This window comes from Micromonospora sp. NPDC005686, from assembly GCF_042871665.1.
In the GTDB taxonomy this organism is placed as follows: domain Bacteria; phylum Actinomycetota; class Actinomycetes; order Mycobacteriales; family Micromonosporaceae; genus Micromonospora.
This window is the reverse complement of record NZ_JBIAIY010000011.1, coordinates 258,421-275,839: the sequence shown is the minus strand read 5'-3', so window position 1 is coordinate 275,839 and position 17,419 is coordinate 258,421. Positions and strand designations below refer to the sequence as shown.

Genomic DNA, 17,419 nt, shown 5'->3' with positions numbered 1-17,419 from the left:
CAGCCCGAGCGCGGCTGCGCCAACGCACCCGTGGACGACCACCGGTACGACGACGGCAGACTGCACGTACCACCCGGCGGCGGCGTGGTCGGCGGTGCGGTGGTCGGCGGCGCGGTGGTGGGTGGCGCGGTGGTGGGTGCGCCGGTCGGGTCGCCCGTCGGCGTGGTGGTTCCGCCGGTGCAGGTCACCCCGTTGAGCGCGAAGCTGGTCGGCACCGGGTTGCTGCTGGTCCAGGAGCCGTTGAAGCCGAACGACGTGGTGCCGTTCGTCGGGATCGACCCGTTGTAGTCGACGTTGCGCGCGGTGACCGCGGCCCCGCTCTGGGTCAGGCTCGTGTTCCACGACTGGGTCACCGTCTGGCCGGCGCCGAACGACCACGTCAGGGTCCAGCTCGACACCGGGTCGCCCAGGTTCGTGACGGTGACGTTGGCGCCGAAGCCGCCCTGCCACTGCGACGAGATCGCGTAGTTGACCGAGCATCCCGCGGCGGCGGCCCCGGCGGGCAGCGCCACGGCGACGGTCCCCGACGCCAGCAGCGCGGCGCCCGCCGACGCCAATATGGCATTTACTGATCTGGATCTGGACATGGAATGACCTCCTGCGGGGGCAGCGGCTCCGACATTGGCGGTGGCGATTGTTTTGTGAGCGTTAACGGCCGCGTCAGGGATGTTACGGGAGCGCTCCCATGCACTCAACAATTCATTTCCGCGCCCACCGCGCCGCATGCCGTCGCCCGCCCGCGCTAACGCGCGCTCGCCCCGCCCCGCCCCGGTCCTCCGGATCATGAGGTTGACCGAGCTCGATGCGGACAGATCCGCGGCCCGACGTCATGGTCGACGCGGCGGAGGCGGGCGGGCGGAGGGTGAGTGGGGGTGGGGTGGGGGTCAGGCGGGGGTGCAGGGGGTGTCGCCCGCGGTGCAGGCGGCGGGGGCGTCGTGCGCCGGGTCGCGGACGTCGAAGCGGATCGTGGCGGACTCGCCGCCCGGCAACGCGCCACCGGTGAACGTGACCACGGTGCCGTCCTGCTTCGCCTCGGCCCCGCTCACGCTGCCCACGATGGCGCCGTCGTGCAGCGTCACGGTGACCGTCCAGACCGGACGCGGCGACGGTCCGGGGTTGCGCAGCACCACCTGGCCCCGGTAGCCGAAGACCCGGTCGTTGACCGTCTCGTAGGTGGCGCTCAGCGGCGCCGCCGCCACCGTCGAGGGCGTCGGGCTCGGCGTACGGCTGCGGGTGGGTGACGGTGTCGGTGAGGGCGACGCGCTGCGGCGGCTCGCGCTGGGCGTGGGCCGCGCGGTCGTCGGGCGGGCCGACGGCGTGGCGCTGGACGGCATGACGAGCGACGTCGTGGGCAGCGGCGCGGCCGGCGCGGGCGGGTCGTCACCGGTTGCCCACACAGTCGCCCCGGCCGCCGCGGCGAGCAGCGTCACCGCGCCGGCCGCCAGCAGCACCCGGCGCCGCCCGGGCCGGCGGTGATCGTCGCCGAGGAGCCGGACCACGGGCAGTTCGGCGGTCAGCCCGCCCTCGGCGCGGCGCAGGTCGACGTTCTGGAACGCCAGCCAGTCGAGGATCGCCGGCAGCCGTCCGGTGACTGCCTGCTCGTGCTGCGCGGCGCGGGCGTCGGCGTCCCAGTCGCCGTCCTCGAGGACCTCGCGTACCGACAGCCGGGTGCCGTGCGCGGTGGGGGTCAGGTCGCAGGCGAACCGGGTGGCCCGGCCGTCCTCCTGGCAGCGGACCACCAGCCGTTGCGGCGCGCGCAGCTCGACGGTCTCCACCTCGGTGTCGCTGTCGTAGCCGGGCAGCGCGGCGGTGGCCAGGATCCACCGGTCGGACCCGGGCGCGCTGTCGGCGAACCACTTGGCCAGCAGCGCACGTTCCGTGAGCGCCCGCCAGACCCGGGCGGGCGGGTGGAACAGGTCGACCTCGGTGACGATCTCGATCACGCGGAGACTCTAGGTCCTGTGTCAAGGCCGGCGCGGGGCGCTGTCGCCGACCGGCTCGGCCGGCCGCTGCCGTGCCGGATGGCGACGAGCGCGGTCCGGGCCCCGTCGCACGGCCGCCGGTCTCGGGGACGGCTCAGCCGTCCGCCGGGGCGGCGCGGGCGAGCACGTCGCGCAGCACGTCGCGCAGGGTTCGCCCGGGATGTTCCAGCCACTCGTGGGCGGCGACGCGCAGGGACGCGAGGAACGTCGCGGCGACGACCCGGGCCCGCAGCGGCGCGTCGGGTCCGCTCAACCGGCGGGCCAGCTCCGCGGCCAACTCCCGCTCCTGGGCCGCGTACGCGCCGACCTGGTGGGCGGCCAGGGCCGGGTGGCCGTGCAGCCGCCGGCGCCGGTTGAGCCAGGGCTCGGCCGGGTCGTCGTAGCCCTCCTCCGCCTGGACCAGGGCGGCCCGGGTCAGCGTGGCCCACGGCCCGAGTTCCGCCGGCTGCTCCGCGACCAGCGCGAGCAGCCGGCGCAGCCGCAGCGTGTCGCCGTGGAAGAGGGCCTCCTCCTTGCCACTGAAATAGTTGGAGAACGTACGCCGGGAGACGTTCGCGGCGTCGGCGATGGCCTCGACGGTGATCCGGTCCGGGCCGTGCTCGACGGCGAGCGACAGCGCGGCCTCGTGCAGCGCGAGGCGGGTGGCCGCCTTCTTGCGTTCCCGCAGCCCGGTGCACTCCTCCATGCGGCTTAGCGTAGGTGAGCGATTTCTCAATGGGCAAACTTGCCTACCGGGCAAGGTTTAGTGTTGATTGCTTGAGGCAACGAAGCGGCCAACCCCATCGACACATCTGGAGGACGCGCGGATGAGCGCACCCACCGCGACGGCTGAGGCCGCCCCGATGACCAAGCGGCAGACGCTGGAGGCACTCAGCGGCCTGCTGCTCGTGCTCTTCGTGGCCATGCTGAGCGCCACCGTGGTCTCGACCGCCCTGCCGAAGATCATCGGAGCGCTCAACGGCTCCCAGACGCAGTACACGTGGGTGGTCACCGCCACCCTGCTCACCGCCACGGCGACCACCCCGATCTGGGGCAAGCTGGCCGACCTGTTCAACAAGAAGCTGCTGATCCAGATCGCCATCGTGGTGTTCCTGGTCGGGTCGGTCGCGGCCGGCTTCGCGCAGAGCGCCGGGCAGCTCATCGCCGCCCGCGCCTTCCAGGGCATCGGCGTCGGCGGTCTCCAGGCGCTGGTCCAGGTCGCCATCGCGGCCATGATCCCGCCGCGCGAGCGAGGTCGCTACAACGGCTACCTGGGTGGCGTGATGGCGCTGGCCACCGTCGGCGGCCCGCTGCTGGGCGGCCTGATCGTGGACACCTCCTGGCTCGGCTGGCGCTGGTGCTTCTTCGTCGGTGTGCCGGTCGCGGCCGTCGCGCTGTTCCTGCTCCAGATCACCCTGCACCTGCCCACCGTGCGCCGGAAGAACGTCAAGATCGACTACCTCGGCGCCACGCTCATCGCCGCCGGCGTCAGTGTGCTGCTCATCTGGATCTCGTTCGTCGACGACTCGTTCGCCTGGCTCTCCTGGCAGACCGGCGCCATGGTCGGCGGCGCGGTGCTGCTGCTCGCGCTCGCCGTGTGGGTGGAGGCGCGAGCCGCCGAGCCGGTGGTGCCGCTGCACATCGTCCGCGAGCGCACCACCGCCCTGGCGATCCTGGGCAGCCTCGCGGTCGGCATGGCGATGTTCGGCGGCGCGGTCTTCCTCGGCCAGTACTTCCAGATCGGCCGCGGCTACAGCCCGACCGAGGCCGGCCTGCTCACCATCCCGATGATGGCCGGCGTGCTGATCTCCTCGATCGTGGCGGGCCGGATGATCACCGCCAGCGGGAAGGTCAAGCCGTACATCGTGTTCGGGGCGGTCGTGCTCGTGATCGGGTTCGGCATGCTCGGCACCATCGACCACGAGACCTCGCTGGTCTTCGTCGGCATCGCGATGTTCATCGTCGGCGTCGGTGTCGGCATGACCATGCAGAACCTGGTGCTCGCGGTGCAGAACACGGTGTCGCTCAAGGACATCGGCGCGGCCAGCGCCAGCGTCGCCTTCTTCCGCTCGCTCGGCGGCACCATCGGCGTGTCGGTGCTCGGCGCGGTGCTGGCCCGCCGGGTCACCGACCGGATCACGCACGACCTGGCCGCGGCCGGCATCCCCACCTCCGGCGGAGGCGGCAGCACGCTCAACCTCGACGCGTTGCCCGAGCCGGTCCGGCAGATCGTCCGGGCCGCATACGGGGACGCGACCGGGCATATCTTCCTGATCTCGGCCGCCATCGCGGTGGTCGGTATCGTTGCGGCGCTGCTGCTGCGTCCGGTCACCCTGCGTTCCAGCCTCGATCTGCCGGACACCGGCCGTTCGGTGGCGGTGGGAGCGGACGCCGTCGACGGCGCGCCCGCCTTCGACGAGGTGAGCGTGGACTCGGCCGGCCGGGAGGAACGCGCCCGCCGCTGAGCCCGTACTCCCAGGGCCGTCGCCGACCCCGGCGGCGGCCCTGGTCCGTGGGGGGACGAACCGAAGGAGGAGCCGTGGACGTCACGCGGACCGCGCCCGCTCGTCTCGCCGCATGGCAGCGGGTGGCGCGTGAGCTGGCGCTCGTCGCCGTGCTCTTCCTGGCCTACAAGGTGGGCCGGCAGGTGGTGACCGGGCAGGCCGAGACGGCCCTGGCCAACGGCGAGTGGATCTGGCGGCTGGAGCGTCTGCTGCGCCTGCCCGACGAGGCACTCGCGCAGGGGCCGCTGCTGGCGCACGAGCCGCTGATGCGGGCCGTCAACTCCTACTACGCCTTCGTGCACTTCCCGGCCACGGTGCTCTGCCTGGTCTGGCTCTGGCTGCGCCGCCCGGCCCACTACCTGCGGCTGCGGCGGGCCCTGGCGGCGCTCACCGCGGCGGCGCTCGTGCTCCACATCTGGGTCCCGCTCGCGCCACCGCGGCTGACCGCCCTCACCGGGATGGTCGACACCGGCGCCCGGTACGGCCCGAGCGTCTACGGCCCCCCGGACACCGACCAGCTCAGCAACCAGTACGCGGCCATGCCCTCGCTGCACGTGGGCTGGGCGCTGGCGATCGCGCTGGCGCTGATGGCGGTCACCGGCGGACGCCGCCGCTGGCTGTGGTTGCTCCATCCACTGGCCACCGCGTTCGTCGTGGTGGTCACCGGCAACCACTACTGGCTCGACGGCGTCGTCGCGGTGGCGCTGCTCGGGCTGATCCTGGCCGTGCTGCCGACGCCCGCGCCGGACCGGCCGGCGCTCGCGACCGGGCCGGCGCGCCCGCACGTGGTTCCGGCGCCGCGCCGCCCCGGCCGCCGCCGGAACCCGAAGGTCCCGGCGACGGCCGACGTGCGGCTGCGGCCACCCGGCCGCGGCTGAGGAGCGGTCAGCGCAGCGTGCAGACCGTCCCGTTGAGGCGGAACGCCGTCGGTGGCACGTTAGGTCCGCTGTACGCGCCGACGAAGCCGACGGTGGTGCTCCCGCCGTCGGCGGCGAGCCGCCGGTTGTCGGCGGTGGGCGTCACCCGGACGTTGCGGCCCTGCTGGTCCCAGGTGGCGCTCCACCCGCTGCTCACCTGCTGCCAGCCCGTCGGCCATGTCCAGGTCAGCGTCCAGCCGTCCACCGCCTTCGAGCCGGTGTTGATCACCTCGACGTTCGCCACGTACCCGTTGCCCCAGTCGTTGTCGTCGTTGAACCGCACCGCGCAGGAGCTCTCGGCCGGGCTGCCGGTGGCGAACGTCAGCGGCGGGGACGACCACGAGACCCGCCCGGCGGTGTCCCGGGCGAGCACGTTGACCGTGTAGCGGGCGCCCGGTTCGAGGTTGCCCACCGTGAGCGACGTGCCGGCGGTCTCGCCGAGCTGCTCGCTCACCGCGCCGTGCTGCCGGTGCACCTCGTACTTGGCGATCGGAGCCGCGCCGGGCGTGGCCGCCGGCCAGGAGATGGTCGCCGCGCGGTCGGTCACCGCGCTGGCCGTCGGCCGCCCCGGGGTGCCGGGCCGCCCGGCCGAGCTGCCTGCCGGTCGCAGCACGAGCGTGGTGAGCGAGTACGGCGGCAGCGTCCGGGCGGTCGCGTCGCCCGAGCGCCCGGTGCTGATCGCGGTCGCGCCGTTGGTGAAGGTGTGCACGGTCGGCGCCTCGTCGGCGGGGGTGAACCCGGCGTAGTCGAGTGCCACCGGATGCGCGTTCTCGGGGTCCTTGTTGAGCAGCAGGACCGCGAGGCTGCCGTCCGGCCGGCGGACCGCGTGCGCGGCCACCAGCGGCTCGTCGGTTCCGGCGCGGACGAGCTGGTCACCGGGCCGGGCGAACAGGTTCATCATGGACAACGCGTGGTACGGCGCGAACGGCGTGTTGAACGCCGGCTGGCACACCTCGCCGTCGCTCGTGCAGTTGCCACTGGACAGCAGCCCGAAGTCGCCGTAGTCGGTCTGCCCGGCCACCTCGGAGACGGTGCCGATGCCGTTGTGCACGTTCCACCACTGCACAGTGAACACGCCCTGTTCCAGCAGGCCGCTGTAGGCGTCGGCCAGGAACAGCGCGCCGGGCGCCGTGGTGCGGCCGGCGTCCACGTTCAGCTCGGTGAAGCTGATCCCGATCCGGTCCGCGCCGGGGCCGGCGTACCGGGCGATCTGCTGGCGCAGCAGCCAGGCCGCGTCGGGCAGGTGGCTGGTGCGGACCAGCGAGTCGGCGGCGCCGCCGCCCGGGTACCAGTGCACGTCCACGAAGTCGATCTTCGGGCCGGCGAGGGAGAGCACTGTCTGGTTCCACGGCCCCGGGTCGGATCCGGCGGTGATCCCGTCCGGCCAGTTGCCGGGCATGGTGAGCACCGCGCCGACCTTGATGCTCGGGTCGACCGCCTTCATCGCGTCGGCGTACTCGATCACCAGCCGCGCGTACTGGGTGGCGCTCTTGTCCGGGTGGTCGTCGGCCTCCCAGGCCGAGCCGTAGTGGCCGTTGCCGTAGTTCTCGTTGCCGACGGTCCACCACTTCGCGCCGTAGCCCTTTGTGACGTTGGCGTAGCGGACCCACGCCGCCGCCTCGGCGGGCGTGCCGGTGCCGTAGTTCGCGATGATCATCGGCTCGGCGCCGACGCGGCGGGCGCCGGCCATGAACGTGTCGAAGTCGGTGTTGGGCGCGACGTAGCCGCCGGGAGCGGTGTGGGTCTCCCAGTGGTAGATGTCGGCGTACGAGCCGCCGGGGTAGCGCAGCATCTTCACGCCCGCGGCCTTGAGCAGGTCGGACGTCTCGGCGCTGCCGAGCTGCGAATCCCAGATGGCGTGGTTGAGGCCGAGCGCGGTGGCCGGGACGGTGGCCAGCCCGGCGCGGGTGTTCACCGTGACGGTGACCGGTTCGGTGGGGTCGGCGGCGGCGACCGGCCCGCCGACAGTGCTGAGCGCGGCGGCGACCAGCAGCAGGCTGGCCGCGAACGCGGTGGATCTCCTCATGCGGGGGTGTCCTCCGGGGAGTGGGACGACGGGGGCGATGCCCGGTCTGCGTCGTCCTCCCGGACGCCTTGCGGCGGCGGGATGCCCAGGAACGACGGTCGGCTCCGCGCGGCGAGCCATCGATCAGGATCATACGCCCGGCGCCGGGCGTGCAGGACTTAATTTATAGATAGGAGTCTTTACTGTTAAGAATGTTTAATTTATGTTCGGGGCACCTTCCGTTCCCCCCGAAGGAGTTGCCACCATGCGACGGACAATCACCCTCCCGCTGCTCACCGCCGGCGCCGTGACCGGCACGCTGGCGCTCGCCGCGCCCGCGCAAGCACACGGCTACGTCTCCTCGCCGCCCAGCCGCCAGGCGCTCTGCGCGCAGAACCGGGTGCCCGACTGCGGCCAGGTCAAGTACGAGCCGCAGAGCGTCGAGGGCCCCAAGGGCCTGCGGAGCTGCCACGCCGGCATCACCCAGTTCGCGGTACTCAACGACGACAGCCGCAACTGGCCGGCCACATCGGTCGGCGGCACCGTCACGTTCACCTGGGTCAACACCGCCCGGCACGCCACCGCCAACTGGGAGTACTGGATCGGCGGCACCCGCGTCGCGGTCGTCGACGGCGGGGGCCGTCAGCCCGGCGCGACCGTGTCCCACACGGTCAACCTCGGCGGATTCTCCGGCCGGCAGAAGCTGCTGGCGATCTGGAACATCTCCGACACCGCAAACGCGTTCTACTCCTGCGTCGACCTCCAGATCGGCGGCGGAGGCGGCAACCCGACCCCGTCGCCCACCCCGACGGCGGCGCCCACCACGCCCGCTCCCTCGCCCGCACCCACCCGGACCAGCACCCCGGCGCCGGGCGGGACGTGGAGCGCCGGGCGGGCGTACCAGGTCGGTGACACGGTGACCTACGACGGCCGCGGCTACCGCTGCCGCCAGGCACACACCGCCATCGCCGGCTGGGAACCGCCGAACGTACCGGCGCTGTGGCAGCAGATCTGAGCCCGCGTACCCGCGCGGCGGAGCCGGCCGGCCCCCGGCTCCGCCGCGCGTCCGCCGCGGCGCTGCCCGGGATGGTGCTCGCGGCCGTGCTCGCCCTGCCCGGGTGCGGCGGCCCGCCCGCCGACCGGTCCGCCCCGGCGCAGGTCCCGTCCGCCACGGCCCCGGACCCGTCCGCCGCGCCGTCCGTCCCGGTCGGCGCGGACGCCGCGGTCAGCGGGATCGATGCGCTGTTCCTGGCCATGATGGTGGCGCACACCGAGCAGACGCTGGAGATCGTCCGGCTCGGCCTCGACCGGGCCGGCGAACCGCGGCTGCGCACACTCGCCGCCGCCGTCCGGGCCACCGAGACAGACGAACTGGCCACCATGCGCCGATGGCTGCGCGAGGCCGGCCCGTCGGCCGCCGCCGCGGCCGCCCGGCACGACCACTCCGGACACAGCGACGCCACCGCCGGACTGGACCGGCTGCGCGCCGCCGCGCCCGCCGACGCCGACCGGGTGCTGCGCGACGTGCTGAGCCGGCACCAGCGCACCGCGGCCGACCTGGCCCGCGCCCAGGTCACCGCCGGGACCGACGAGCGGGTACGCGAACTCGCCCGCCGCATCGACCGCTCCCGTACGGCCGAGGTCGAACTGATGGCCGGGCTGGGCTGAGCGGCGGCCCGGTGCGGGCATGACCTTCGTCACGGTCGCCGCCGCCCGCCCCACCCCGCCAAGGTTCACGAACCGGCGCGCACCAGCCCTTTCCGCGAGCCACCGCAGTGCCCGGGGTCGCCGGGGCGGCGGCCTGCCGCGCCGGCGCGGTTCGTCCTCCGGCTAAACCGGCCGCGTGCTGTCCCAGGTCATCGCTACGCTGTCGCCCGAACGCCGGCCCGCCGCGCGTTCGCCCGCGCTCCGCCGACGGCGCGCGGCGCCGCCACCGCCTCGAAGTGCCGGACCGGATCCCAGGAGACCGTCAGTGACACACCAACCCGTCGCGACGTCGACGAAGCTCGACGCCGCCGTGCTCAAGGTGGCCGGCGTCGTCGTGCTCGGCGCGATCATGTCGATCCTCGACGTGACAGTCGTCAGCGTGGCGCTGCCGACCTTCCAGAGCGAGTTCGACGCCACGTACGCCCGCGTCGCGTGGACCATGACCGGCTACACGCTCGCGCTGGCCACCGTCATCCCACTGAGCGGCTGGGCCGCCGACCGGTTCGGCACGAAACGCCTCTACATGGTGGCGTTGGCGCTGTTCACCATCGGCTCCGGGCTCTGCGCCACGGCCGACTCGATCGGCGAGCTGATCGCCTGGCGGGTCGTTCAGGGCCTCGGCGGCGGCATGCTCATGCCGCTCGGCATGACGATCATGACCCGGGCCGCCGGCCCGCACCGCATCGGCCGCCTGATGGCGGTGCTCGGCATCCCGATGCTGCTCGGCCCCATCACCGGCCCGATCCTCGGCGGCTGGCTGATCGACGTCGCGAGCTGGCACTGGATCTTCCTCATCAACCTGCCGATCGGCCTGGTCGCCCTGGTCTACGCCCAGCTGGCACTGCCCCGGGACAACGCCGAGCCGTCCGAGTCGTTCGACTTCCTCGGCATGCTCATGCTCTCGCCCGGTCTCGCGCTGTTCCTCTACGGCATCTCCACGCTGCCCGAGACCGGCACCGCCGCCGACACCAAGGTCTGGCTGCCGATGCTCGCCGGCGGCGCGCTCGTGGTCGCCTTCGTGCTCTACTCGTTCCGCCCTCGGCACCCGCTGCTCGACCTGCGGCTGTTCCGCAACCGCAACCTGACCATCGCCACCGTCACCATGTTCGTGTTCATCATCGCGTTCATGGGCGCCGGCCTGCTGTTCCCGAGCTACTTCCTCCAGGTGCGCGGCGAGACGACGCTGGCCGCGGGCCTGCTGATCGCGCCGCAGGGCATCGGGGCGATGCTGACCATGCCGATCGCCGGCATTCTCGCCGACCGCGTGCCGGTCGGCCGGACGGTGCCGTTCGCGCTGGTGCTCATCGCGGCCGGGTTCTTCACCTTCACCCAGCTCGGCACCGACACGTCGTACTGGCTGCTCTGCGGCTCGCTGTTCGTGATGGGCCTCGGCATGGGCGGCACGATGATGCCGATCATGACCTCGGCGCTGAAGACGCTCAGCGCGGCGGAGGTGGCGCGCGGTTCCACGCTCGTCAACATCGTCCAGCAGATCGGCGGTTCGGTGGGCGCCGCGGTCATGTCGGTCATCCTCACCAGCGAGCTGAACGGCTCGCGGCCGATCCCCGGCGCCGTCGACCCGGGCACCGGCGCCCCGCTGACCGAGGCGCAGCTCGCCATCGCCGCGCAGCAGCAGCCCGAGCTGACCCAGCAGTTCCCGGTTCCGCCGTCGCTGATCGAGCGCGGTCTCGACTTCGCGGCGAACTCCTTCTCCACCACCTTCTGGGTCGCCTTCGGCCTGGTGCTGCTGACCTTCGTCCCGGCCGCGTTCCTGCCCCGCCGACGGGAGCCCTCGCACCTGCTCGACGGCGAGACGGGGGAGGACAAGCGCCCCGCGCCGATCCCGATCCACTGACCGCCGCGGTGACCCCGGGGCCGGACGCGTCCGTGTCCGGCCCCGGGCCATCGCGATCCGCTGCCCCGGCGACGACCAGCGCCTAGGATCGGTAACCGGAGCCGGGGAGAGGCGGTCGGCGTGAGCGGACACGACGCGCAGCGGTCGGCGCGACGGCGTAACCGGCTGCTGCTGGCCGGCCTGCTCGCCGTCGTCGGGTTGATCCTGCTGCTGCTCGGTCTCACCGTCGCCACCGGCACCGTCGCCGGCGTCGAGGTGGTGCTCGCGCTGCTGCTGCTGGTCACCAGCTACGCGATCCAGCGCGTGGCCCGCCGGGAGACCGTCTACCGGAACGAGCGGCGCTGACCGGCCCGGCGCTCCGGCCGGGCTAGGCTGCCAGTGTGGATCACGAAGACCGGATCGCGCTGTTCCTCGACTACGAAAACCTGGCCCTGGGCGTACGGGACCATCACGGCGGCCGGCCGTTCGACTTCCGGCCGATCGCCGACGCGCTCGCCGAGCGCGGGCGCGTGGTGGTGCGCCGGGCGTACGCGGACTGGTCGTACTTCGACGAGGACCGGCGGATGCTCACCCGCTCGCACGTCGAGCTGATCGAGATCCCGCAGCGGATGGGCGCCTCGCGAAAGAACGCGGCCGACATCAAGATGGCGGTGGACGCGGTCGAGCTGGCGTTCGAGCGCGGCTACATCTCCACGTTCGTGATCTGCACCGGCGACAGCGACTTCACCCCGCTCGTGCACAAGCTGCGCGAACTCAACAAGCGGGTGATCGGCGTCGGGGTGGAGAAGTCCACCTCCGCGCTGCTGCCCCCGGCCTGCGACGAGTTCCTCTACTACGACCGCCTGGAAGGCGTGGACGTGCCGCCCCCGGCCGCTCGCCGGTCGCGCCCGGCCCGGCCCTCGCCGGCCGAGCCCGCGCCCGAGCCGGCGGTGGAGACCGCCCCGGCCGAGGAGGACTCGGCGCGGGACGTCGACACGCTCGCCGTGCAGCTCGTGCAGACGGTGGCCGGCATGCAGGGCAGCTCCAGCGGCGACGTGACCGCGTCCGCGCTCAAGCGTGCCCTGCTCCGCAAGGACCCGACGTTCAGCGAGTCCGACTACGGCTTCCGTACCTTCGGGGAACTGCTGCGCCACCTCGCGGCGCACAACGTGGTGGAGCTGGCCGCCGGGCCGGCCAAGGGCGATCCGGAGGTGTCGCTTCCCGAACAGGGTGACCGGGAGGTCGCGTTCGGGCTGCTCCGCTCCGTGGTGGTGGACCTCGCCGCGGACGGTGGCGCGGTGGCGCTGTCCGGCCTGAAGGACCAGCTCCGGCGGGCCCGGCCGGACTTCAGCGAGAAGAAGCTCGGCTACCGCAGCTTCCTCCAGTTCTGCAAGGCCGCCGCCACCGGCGGCGTGGTGGAGCTGCGCTGGAGCCCCGAAGACGGCGACTACCTGCTGACCCCCCAGCCCTCATAACCCCACCACTACCCTCGCTCTCGCGCCCCAGCTCCCCCTCGCCTCGCGATCTTGCACTTGCGGCCCTCATGAACGAGGGCGAATCGGGCATCCACGGGGCCACAAGTGCAAGATCGCCGGGGCCGGGCCGGGGCCGGGGCCGGGGCCGGGGCCGGGGCGGGTCAGGAAGGGGGCGGGTTCGACGGGACTGTGACGCTGGGGCCGGCGACCGGGTCGAGCGGCAGGGCCAGCGGGGCCGGCTCGGGTGAGGAGACGGGGCTCCGCTCCGCGGTGGGGCTGGGCTCTCCGGTCGCGCCCGGATCGCCCGTCGGGCTCGCGGCCGGTGCCGGAGTCACCTGCGCGGTGGGCGGGGTGGACGGATCGACGCTTGCCGGTGGGCGGTTGTCCGTCTGCGACGGCGGCGATCCGGCGACGGGCGGCGCGGTGGTGAGGACTCGCGCGCCCGAGCGTGCCGCCGGATTCGGGAAGGGCTCCGGTCGCGGTGCGGGCCGGAGCGTCGAGGGCGTCGACGGGCCGGCCGGAGTGGCCACGGGCTGTGTCGACGGCGCGGCTGCCGTGGTGGAAGTGGCCGCCGGGTGGGACGCGGGTCCGCGCGCCGGGCCGGTCTGCCCGGCGGTAGCGCTCCAGGTGCCCGCGGAGGTGACGCCGAGCAGCACGGCCACCGCCGTGACGCCCGCCGCCACCAGCCGCCGGGGGAGTGCCGGCTCGGCCGGGGCGTCCCACGGACCGAGCGGACGGGGTGGCCGAGGGCGTGCGGCCCGGTGGGCGGACCGCAGCGCATCGACGTCCTCGACGACCGCCTGCCGCGTGCCGGTGGCGTCGGCCCGGGCCAGGGTGAGGTAGAACCGGGCGTTCGCCGCGCCGGGCGCCGGTACGCGCAGGCCGGCCGGTGGGCCGCCGTCGACGCCGTGCAGCAGGGTGACCGGGCGGTCGCTGTGGTGGGCGAGGCCGTGCAGGTCCCGCAGGGGCCAGTCCCGCCGGACGACGCGCCCGGCGAAGGTCACCCGCCGGTCGGTCACCACGGCGGCGCCGCTGTCGACCACGCGCAGCCCTGCGGGTAGCCGGCCGTCGGCCGGGTCGAGGCGGTCGGTGAGCGTGCGGCCGGGCACGGGCAGTCCGGGCACATGCCGGGCAGTGGCCTCGACCAGGTCGACGGCGGGCAGGACGCGGTAGACGACCTCACCGTCGTCCAGCGGCACCGGCACGGCGGTGCCCGGCAGCGCGCAGCCCCGGAAACCGGCCGCCTCGATCGCCAGCCGGTCGAGGTGCTCCGCCCGGCGGCGCCAGATCCGCGCCGCCGTCTCGTACGCCTGACGCCGGCGTTCGTTCTCGCGCCGGGCCCAGGCCAGCCGTCGCCGCGGATGAGCTCCGATCGCATCGGGTCGCCTCGCCGTCACACCCGGTACAACGCCCCGTGGCCAGGGCGGATACGTGAACGTGGCTATCGTCCGGGTTGGCGATAGTATGTCCGCTACTAGACTTCGGGCATGCCGCGGATCGTCCAGTTGCTGGCCTCGCCCGTGCACCGGTACGTGGGCCGCCCGGCGGACGGACCCGCCCCGGCGCCACCCGGGGAACTGGTCGACCAGGTACGGGTACGCGCCGGACTCGGCATCGTCGGTGACCGCTACTTCGGCCGTCCCGCGCACCGGGAGGCGAGCGTCACGCTGATCGCGCGGGAGTCACTGCCGCCCGGCGCGGACCTCACCCAACTGCGGCGCAACGTGCTGACCGACGGCATCCCGGTGGACGACCTGGTGGGCCGGGTGCTCACGCTCGACTCCGGCGACGGTCCGGTCCGGCTGCGGGTACATCGGGCCGCGCCGCCCTGCGCCTGGCTCGACGTGGTGGTCGAGCCCGGTACGTGGAAGGCGATGCGCCGCCGCGGTGGCGTCCGGTGCGCCGCGCTCACCGACGGCGTGCTGCGGATCGGGCCGGTCACCGTGTCCGTCGAGGACTGACGAGATCCCGGGAACTTCCGTCACCCGACGGCCGACCAACCGAAGGGCGGCCGGCACCGCGGCGCCGGCAGGAGGGACGCCACTGATGAACCGAGCGGGGGCCGTATCCGTACCGTCCGGCATGAGCACGCCGGACCGGCGGACCGGTCGCGGATGAGACCGGACGCCGAAGACGAGCAGGTGACCGAGTGGGCGCGACGCGCGGCCCGGGGTGACCGGCTGGCCGCCGCCGCCTTCGTCCGGGCCCTCCAGGCGCCGGTGTGGCGTTTCCTCGCCCACCTGGCCGGGCCCGCCGAGGCCGACGACCTCGCCCAGGAGACGTTCCTGCGGGCGCTGCGCAGCCTGCCGGGCTTCGCGGGCCGGTCGTCGGCGCGTACCTGGATCTTCACCATCGCCCGCCGGGTCGCGGTGGACCACGTGCGGACGGCGACCGCCCGGCCCCGGCTGGCGGCGCTGCCGGACTGGCAGGCCGCAGCCGAGGCAGCCGGCGCGGTGACCGGCGGCGGGGACGACGGGGTGGTGTTGCGCGGTCTCATCGCCGCGCTGGCGCCGGACCGCCGGGAGGCGTTCGTGGCCACCCAGGTGCTCGGCCTGTCCTACGCCGAGGCGGCCGAGGTGTGCGGCTGCCCGGTGGGCACCATCCGCTCCCGTGTGGCCCGCGCCCGCGAGGATCTGGTCGCCGCCTGGTCCGGCGACGCCCGCGACCGCCGGGCCCGCTGAGACCGCGACCACCGCCGCCGGTCGGGGGCCCGCAGGCGTCCAGGGGCCCGTGCGGCGGGCCGTCAGGCGGCGCGCCGGTCGCGGGCCTGTGCGGGGTACGGGCCGGGCGGCACCAACCGCAGCGGCGCGGGCGCGGGCGGCTCCTCGGTCCGCAGCGCCCACCGCGATCCCCCCGACCGGCGCTGCCCGGGCGGCGTGTCACCGGGACGCCGGCCGAGCCGGGACAGCACCAGCATCACGGCCCAGCCGACCAGCAGGAAGCCGTGGCCGACCAGCCGGGTCATCGCCACCTGCCCGGTGATCAGGTCGTTCACCGACAGCAGCACCAGCGTGGCGACGAACGCGCTGAGCATCGGCAGCAGGCCGGACGGGGCGGACCGGCGCGCCGCCACGTAGAGGAATCCGGCGCCGACCGCCACGTTCCACGCCGCCGACTCGTGCCACAGGTGCTGGCCGGAGGCGTGCGCGTGGGTGACGACCGCCTCCCGGCCGATCTGGGTCAGGCCGAGCACGAGCTGCACCCCGCCGAGCAGGCCGAGCGCCCCGCGCAGCCCGAGCGTGATCCGGTGGCGGCGGCTGGGCCGGGGCGGGGGCGCGGCGGCCAGTACCGCGTCGACCAGGTCGGGCACCCGCGGGGCGAGCTGCGTACGGGCCCGCCGGACCACCGACGCCGCGGAGTCGAACCAGCCGCGGCAGCCGGCGCAGCCGGTCAGGTGGGCCTCGGCCGCCTCGATCTCCGACCGGGACGCCTCACCGTCCAACTGTGCCGACAGGATCTCCCGCCACTGCTCACACGCCATGTAGGGATAGTCGTCGGGAGCGCCGCGCTGGTTCCCGGCGGGGTGCGGGTCACGCCCCGGTCAGCCGGGACTTCTGCACCTTGCCCATCGCGTTGCGGGGCAGCGCGCCGACCAGCCGTACCTGCCGGGGGCGTTTGTGCGCGGACAGGTGCCGCGCCACGAAGTCGATCAGCTCCGCCTCGGCCACGCCGTCGCCCACCACGTACGCGGTGACCTGCTGCCCCAGGTCGGGGTGGGGCGTGCCGACCACCGCCGCCTCCCGCACCCCCGGATGCGCCAGCAGCGCGTCCTCCACCTCGCCCGCCCCGATCCGGTAGCCGCCGCTGGAGATCAGGTCGGTCGCGGCCCGCCCGACGATCCGGTGGACGCCGTCCGGGCCGACGATCGCGATGTCGCCGGTGCGGAACCAGCCGTCCGCCGTGCGGCTGGCCGCGTCGGCGTCCGGCCGGTTCAGGTAGCCGTCGAACAGCGTGCCGCCGCGTACCTGAAGCTCACCCATCGCGGCGCCGTCGGCCGGCAGCGGGCCGCCGTGTTCGTCCACCACACGCGTCCGCACGCCGGGCAGCGGCACGCCCACGGTGCCGGGCCGCCGGGGACCGTCCGCGCGGGCGCTCACCGTGACGAGGGTCTCGGTCATGCCGTACCGCTCCAGCGGCCGGTGCCCGGTCAGTCCGGCCAGCGCCGCGAAGACCGGCTCGGGCAGCGCGGCGCTGCCGGACACGAGCAGCCGGGCGCCGCGCAGCGCCCGCGCCGCCGCCGGGTGCGCCGCGATCCGCGACCAGATCGTGGGTACGCCGAAGTACAGCGAGGCGCCTGTCGCCGCGTACCGCTCGGGGTGGGGCCGGCCGACGTGGTGCAGCCGGCTGCCGACGCGCAGCGGGCCGAGCACGCCGAGCACCAGCCCGTGCACGTGGAACAGCGGCAGGCCGTGCGCCAGCACGTCCTCCGGGGTCCAGGCCCAGGCGTCGGCGAGCCCGTCCAGGCAGGCGGCGACCGCGCGTCGGGACAGCACCGCGCCCTTCGGCGCGCCGGTGGTGCCGGAGGTGTAGAGGATCAGCGCGGTGGTCGCCGGATCGGGCTCGGGGAGTGTGCTGTCCGATCGTCGCGCCAGGTCCAGCGGCACGACCGGCGGAGCGGCGGCGTCGCTGTCCGGTGCGTCCGGCGGCGCGAGCAGCAGTTCCGCGCCGGAGTCGCGCAGGATGTGATCGCGTTCCATCGGGCCGGCGTCCGGCGGCACCGGCACCACCGCCGCGCCGGCGAGCAACCCGCCGACCACGCCGACCACGGTCTCCAGGCTCGCCGTGGCGGGCACCGCCACCCGGGTCGCGCCGCGCAGGTCGTCGGCGACGGCGGTGGCCGCCCGGCGCAGCTCCACCCGTGACAGCGAACGGTCGCCGACCCGGACCGCTCCGGGTGCCTCGTCGGTGGTCTCGGCGAGCCGGCTGAGCAGCGACACGGGCACCCCTTCCCGGTATGTCCGCCCCGATGTACCGCGACCCTAACCGGCTGGGTCACCCCCGCCGGTTACGCCGTCG

Annotated in this window: 16 protein-coding genes; 9 read left to right on the top strand and 7 right to left on the bottom strand. The window is 74.3% G+C overall.

Annotated elements, in window-relative coordinates; translation table 11 throughout:
* From ACFYON_RS24900 to ACFYON_RS24890, 3 genes are all read right to left on the bottom strand, one after another.
* A partial coding sequence (locus ACFYON_RS24900) for a cellulose binding domain-containing protein (protein WP_354869790.1) occupies positions 1–587 on the bottom strand: 587 nt, incomplete at its 3' end.
* Positions 588–884: 297 nt separating this feature from the next.
* Positions 885–1,943, bottom strand: coding sequence for an SRPBCC domain-containing protein (locus ACFYON_RS24895; protein WP_354869787.1), 1,059 nt, complete (start codon positions 1,941–1,943; stop codon positions 885–887).
* Between the two features lie 133 nt (positions 1,944–2,076).
* Complete coding sequence (locus ACFYON_RS24890) at positions 2,077–2,667, bottom strand: TetR family transcriptional regulator (protein WP_354869784.1); 591 nt, start codon at positions 2,665–2,667, stop codon at positions 2,077–2,079.
* A 121-nt stretch (positions 2,668–2,788) separates the two neighbouring features.
* Here ACFYON_RS24890 and ACFYON_RS24885 point away from each other — a divergent pair, with 121 nt between their 5' ends.
* Both ACFYON_RS24885 and ACFYON_RS24880 read left to right on the top strand, forming a co-directional pair.
* Entirely contained in the window at positions 2,789–4,426 is a 1,638-nt protein-coding gene (locus ACFYON_RS24885) for an MDR family MFS transporter (RefSeq protein WP_354869781.1), read from the top strand.
* Positions 4,427–4,500: 74 nt separating this feature from the next.
* Entirely contained in the window at positions 4,501–5,343 is an 843-nt protein-coding gene (locus tag ACFYON_RS24880) for a phosphatase PAP2 family protein (protein ID WP_354869778.1), read from the top strand.
* Positions 5,344–5,350: 7 nt separating this feature from the next.
* Here ACFYON_RS24880 and ACFYON_RS24875 read toward each other — a convergent pair whose 3' ends face one another.
* Positions 5,351–7,408 carry a cellulose binding domain-containing protein gene (locus ACFYON_RS24875; RefSeq protein WP_354869775.1) on the bottom strand — a complete coding sequence of 686 codons (2,058 nt, stop codon included), beginning with the start codon at positions 7,406–7,408 and terminating at the stop codon, positions 5,351–5,353.
* A gap of 244 nt (positions 7,409–7,652) precedes the next feature.
* Between ACFYON_RS24875 and ACFYON_RS24870 the strand changes: the two genes are divergently transcribed.
* From ACFYON_RS24870 to ACFYON_RS24850, 5 genes are all read left to right on the top strand, one after another.
* A complete protein-coding gene (locus ACFYON_RS24870) occupies positions 7,653–8,402 on the top strand; it encodes a lytic polysaccharide monooxygenase (RefSeq protein ID WP_354869772.1) in 750 nt (249 codons plus the stop codon).
* Entirely contained in the window at positions 8,387–9,055 is a 669-nt protein-coding gene (locus ACFYON_RS24865; protein WP_387190010.1) for a DUF305 domain-containing protein, read from the top strand. The genes ACFYON_RS24870 and ACFYON_RS24865 overlap by 16 nt, the downstream gene beginning before the upstream one ends.
* Positions 9,056–9,359: 304 nt before the next feature.
* Positions 9,360–10,949, top strand: a complete 1,590-nt coding sequence (locus ACFYON_RS24860) for a DHA2 family efflux MFS transporter permease subunit (RefSeq protein WP_354869766.1) — start codon at positions 9,360–9,362, stop codon at positions 10,947–10,949.
* A 120-nt stretch (positions 10,950–11,069) separates the two neighbouring features.
* Complete coding sequence (locus ACFYON_RS24855) at positions 11,070–11,294, top strand: hypothetical protein (protein WP_354869763.1); 225 nt, start codon at positions 11,070–11,072, stop codon at positions 11,292–11,294.
* A gap of 35 nt (positions 11,295–11,329) precedes the next feature.
* Entirely contained in the window at positions 11,330–12,403 is a 1,074-nt protein-coding gene (locus tag ACFYON_RS24850) for a PIN domain-containing protein (RefSeq protein WP_354869760.1), read from the top strand.
* A gap of 161 nt (positions 12,404–12,564) precedes the next feature.
* On the opposite strand, the gene ACFYON_RS24845 is transcribed toward ACFYON_RS24850, so the two are convergent.
* Positions 12,565–13,800, bottom strand: a complete 1,236-nt coding sequence (locus tag ACFYON_RS24845) for a hypothetical protein (RefSeq protein ID WP_354869757.1) — start codon at positions 13,798–13,800, stop codon at positions 12,565–12,567.
* 90 nt (positions 13,801–13,890) lie between these two features.
* Between ACFYON_RS24845 and ACFYON_RS24840 the strand changes: the two genes are divergently transcribed.
* Positions 13,891–14,364 carry a molybdenum cofactor biosysynthesis protein gene (locus tag ACFYON_RS24840; RefSeq protein ID WP_354869754.1) on the top strand — a complete coding sequence of 158 codons (474 nt, stop codon included), beginning with the start codon at positions 13,891–13,893 and terminating at the stop codon, positions 14,362–14,364.
* Positions 14,365–14,517: 153 nt separating this feature from the next.
* Positions 14,518–15,084, top strand: coding sequence for a sigma-70 family RNA polymerase sigma factor (locus ACFYON_RS24835; protein WP_354869751.1), 567 nt, complete (start codon positions 14,518–14,520; stop codon positions 15,082–15,084).
* Between the two features lie 62 nt (positions 15,085–15,146).
* Here the strand turns inward: ACFYON_RS24835 and ACFYON_RS24830 are convergent, their stop codons facing one another.
* Together ACFYON_RS24830 and ACFYON_RS24825 are read right to left on the bottom strand one after the other, a co-directional pair.
* Positions 15,147–15,884: a zf-HC2 domain-containing protein gene (locus tag ACFYON_RS24830; RefSeq protein ID WP_354869748.1), complete on the bottom strand. Its 738-nt coding sequence runs from the start codon at positions 15,882–15,884 to the stop codon at positions 15,147–15,149.
* Between the two features lie 49 nt (positions 15,885–15,933).
* The gene (locus ACFYON_RS24825; RefSeq protein ID WP_354869745.1) at positions 15,934–17,340 is read right to left on the bottom strand and encodes an acyl-CoA synthetase; all 1,407 of its coding nucleotides are present in this window, start codon (positions 17,338–17,340) and stop codon (positions 15,934–15,936) included.
* Between the last annotated feature and the right edge of the window lie 79 nt (positions 17,341–17,419).

Coding starts and splice junctions, on each gene's coding strand:
- ACFYON_RS24875 (WP_354869775.1), bottom strand. CDS start 7,408: ATGAGGAGATCCACCGCGTTCGCGGCCAGCCTGCTGCTGGTCGCCGCC.
- ACFYON_RS24835 (WP_354869751.1), top strand. CDS start 14,518: ATGAGACCGGACGCCGAAGACGAGCAGGTGACCGAGTGGGCGCGACGC.
- ACFYON_RS24830 (WP_354869748.1), bottom strand. CDS start 15,884: ATGGCGTGTGAGCAGTGGCGGGAGATCCTGTCGGCACAGTTGGACGGT.
- ACFYON_RS24890 (WP_354869784.1), bottom strand. CDS start 2,667: ATGGAGGAGTGCACCGGGCTGCGGGAACGCAAGAAGGCGGCCACCCGC.
- ACFYON_RS24870 (WP_354869772.1), top strand. CDS start 7,653: ATGCGACGGACAATCACCCTCCCGCTGCTCACCGCCGGCGCCGTGACC.
- ACFYON_RS24840 (WP_354869754.1), top strand. CDS start 13,891: ATGCCGCGGATCGTCCAGTTGCTGGCCTCGCCCGTGCACCGGTACGTG.
- ACFYON_RS24885 (WP_354869781.1), top strand. CDS start 2,789: ATGAGCGCACCCACCGCGACGGCTGAGGCCGCCCCGATGACCAAGCGG.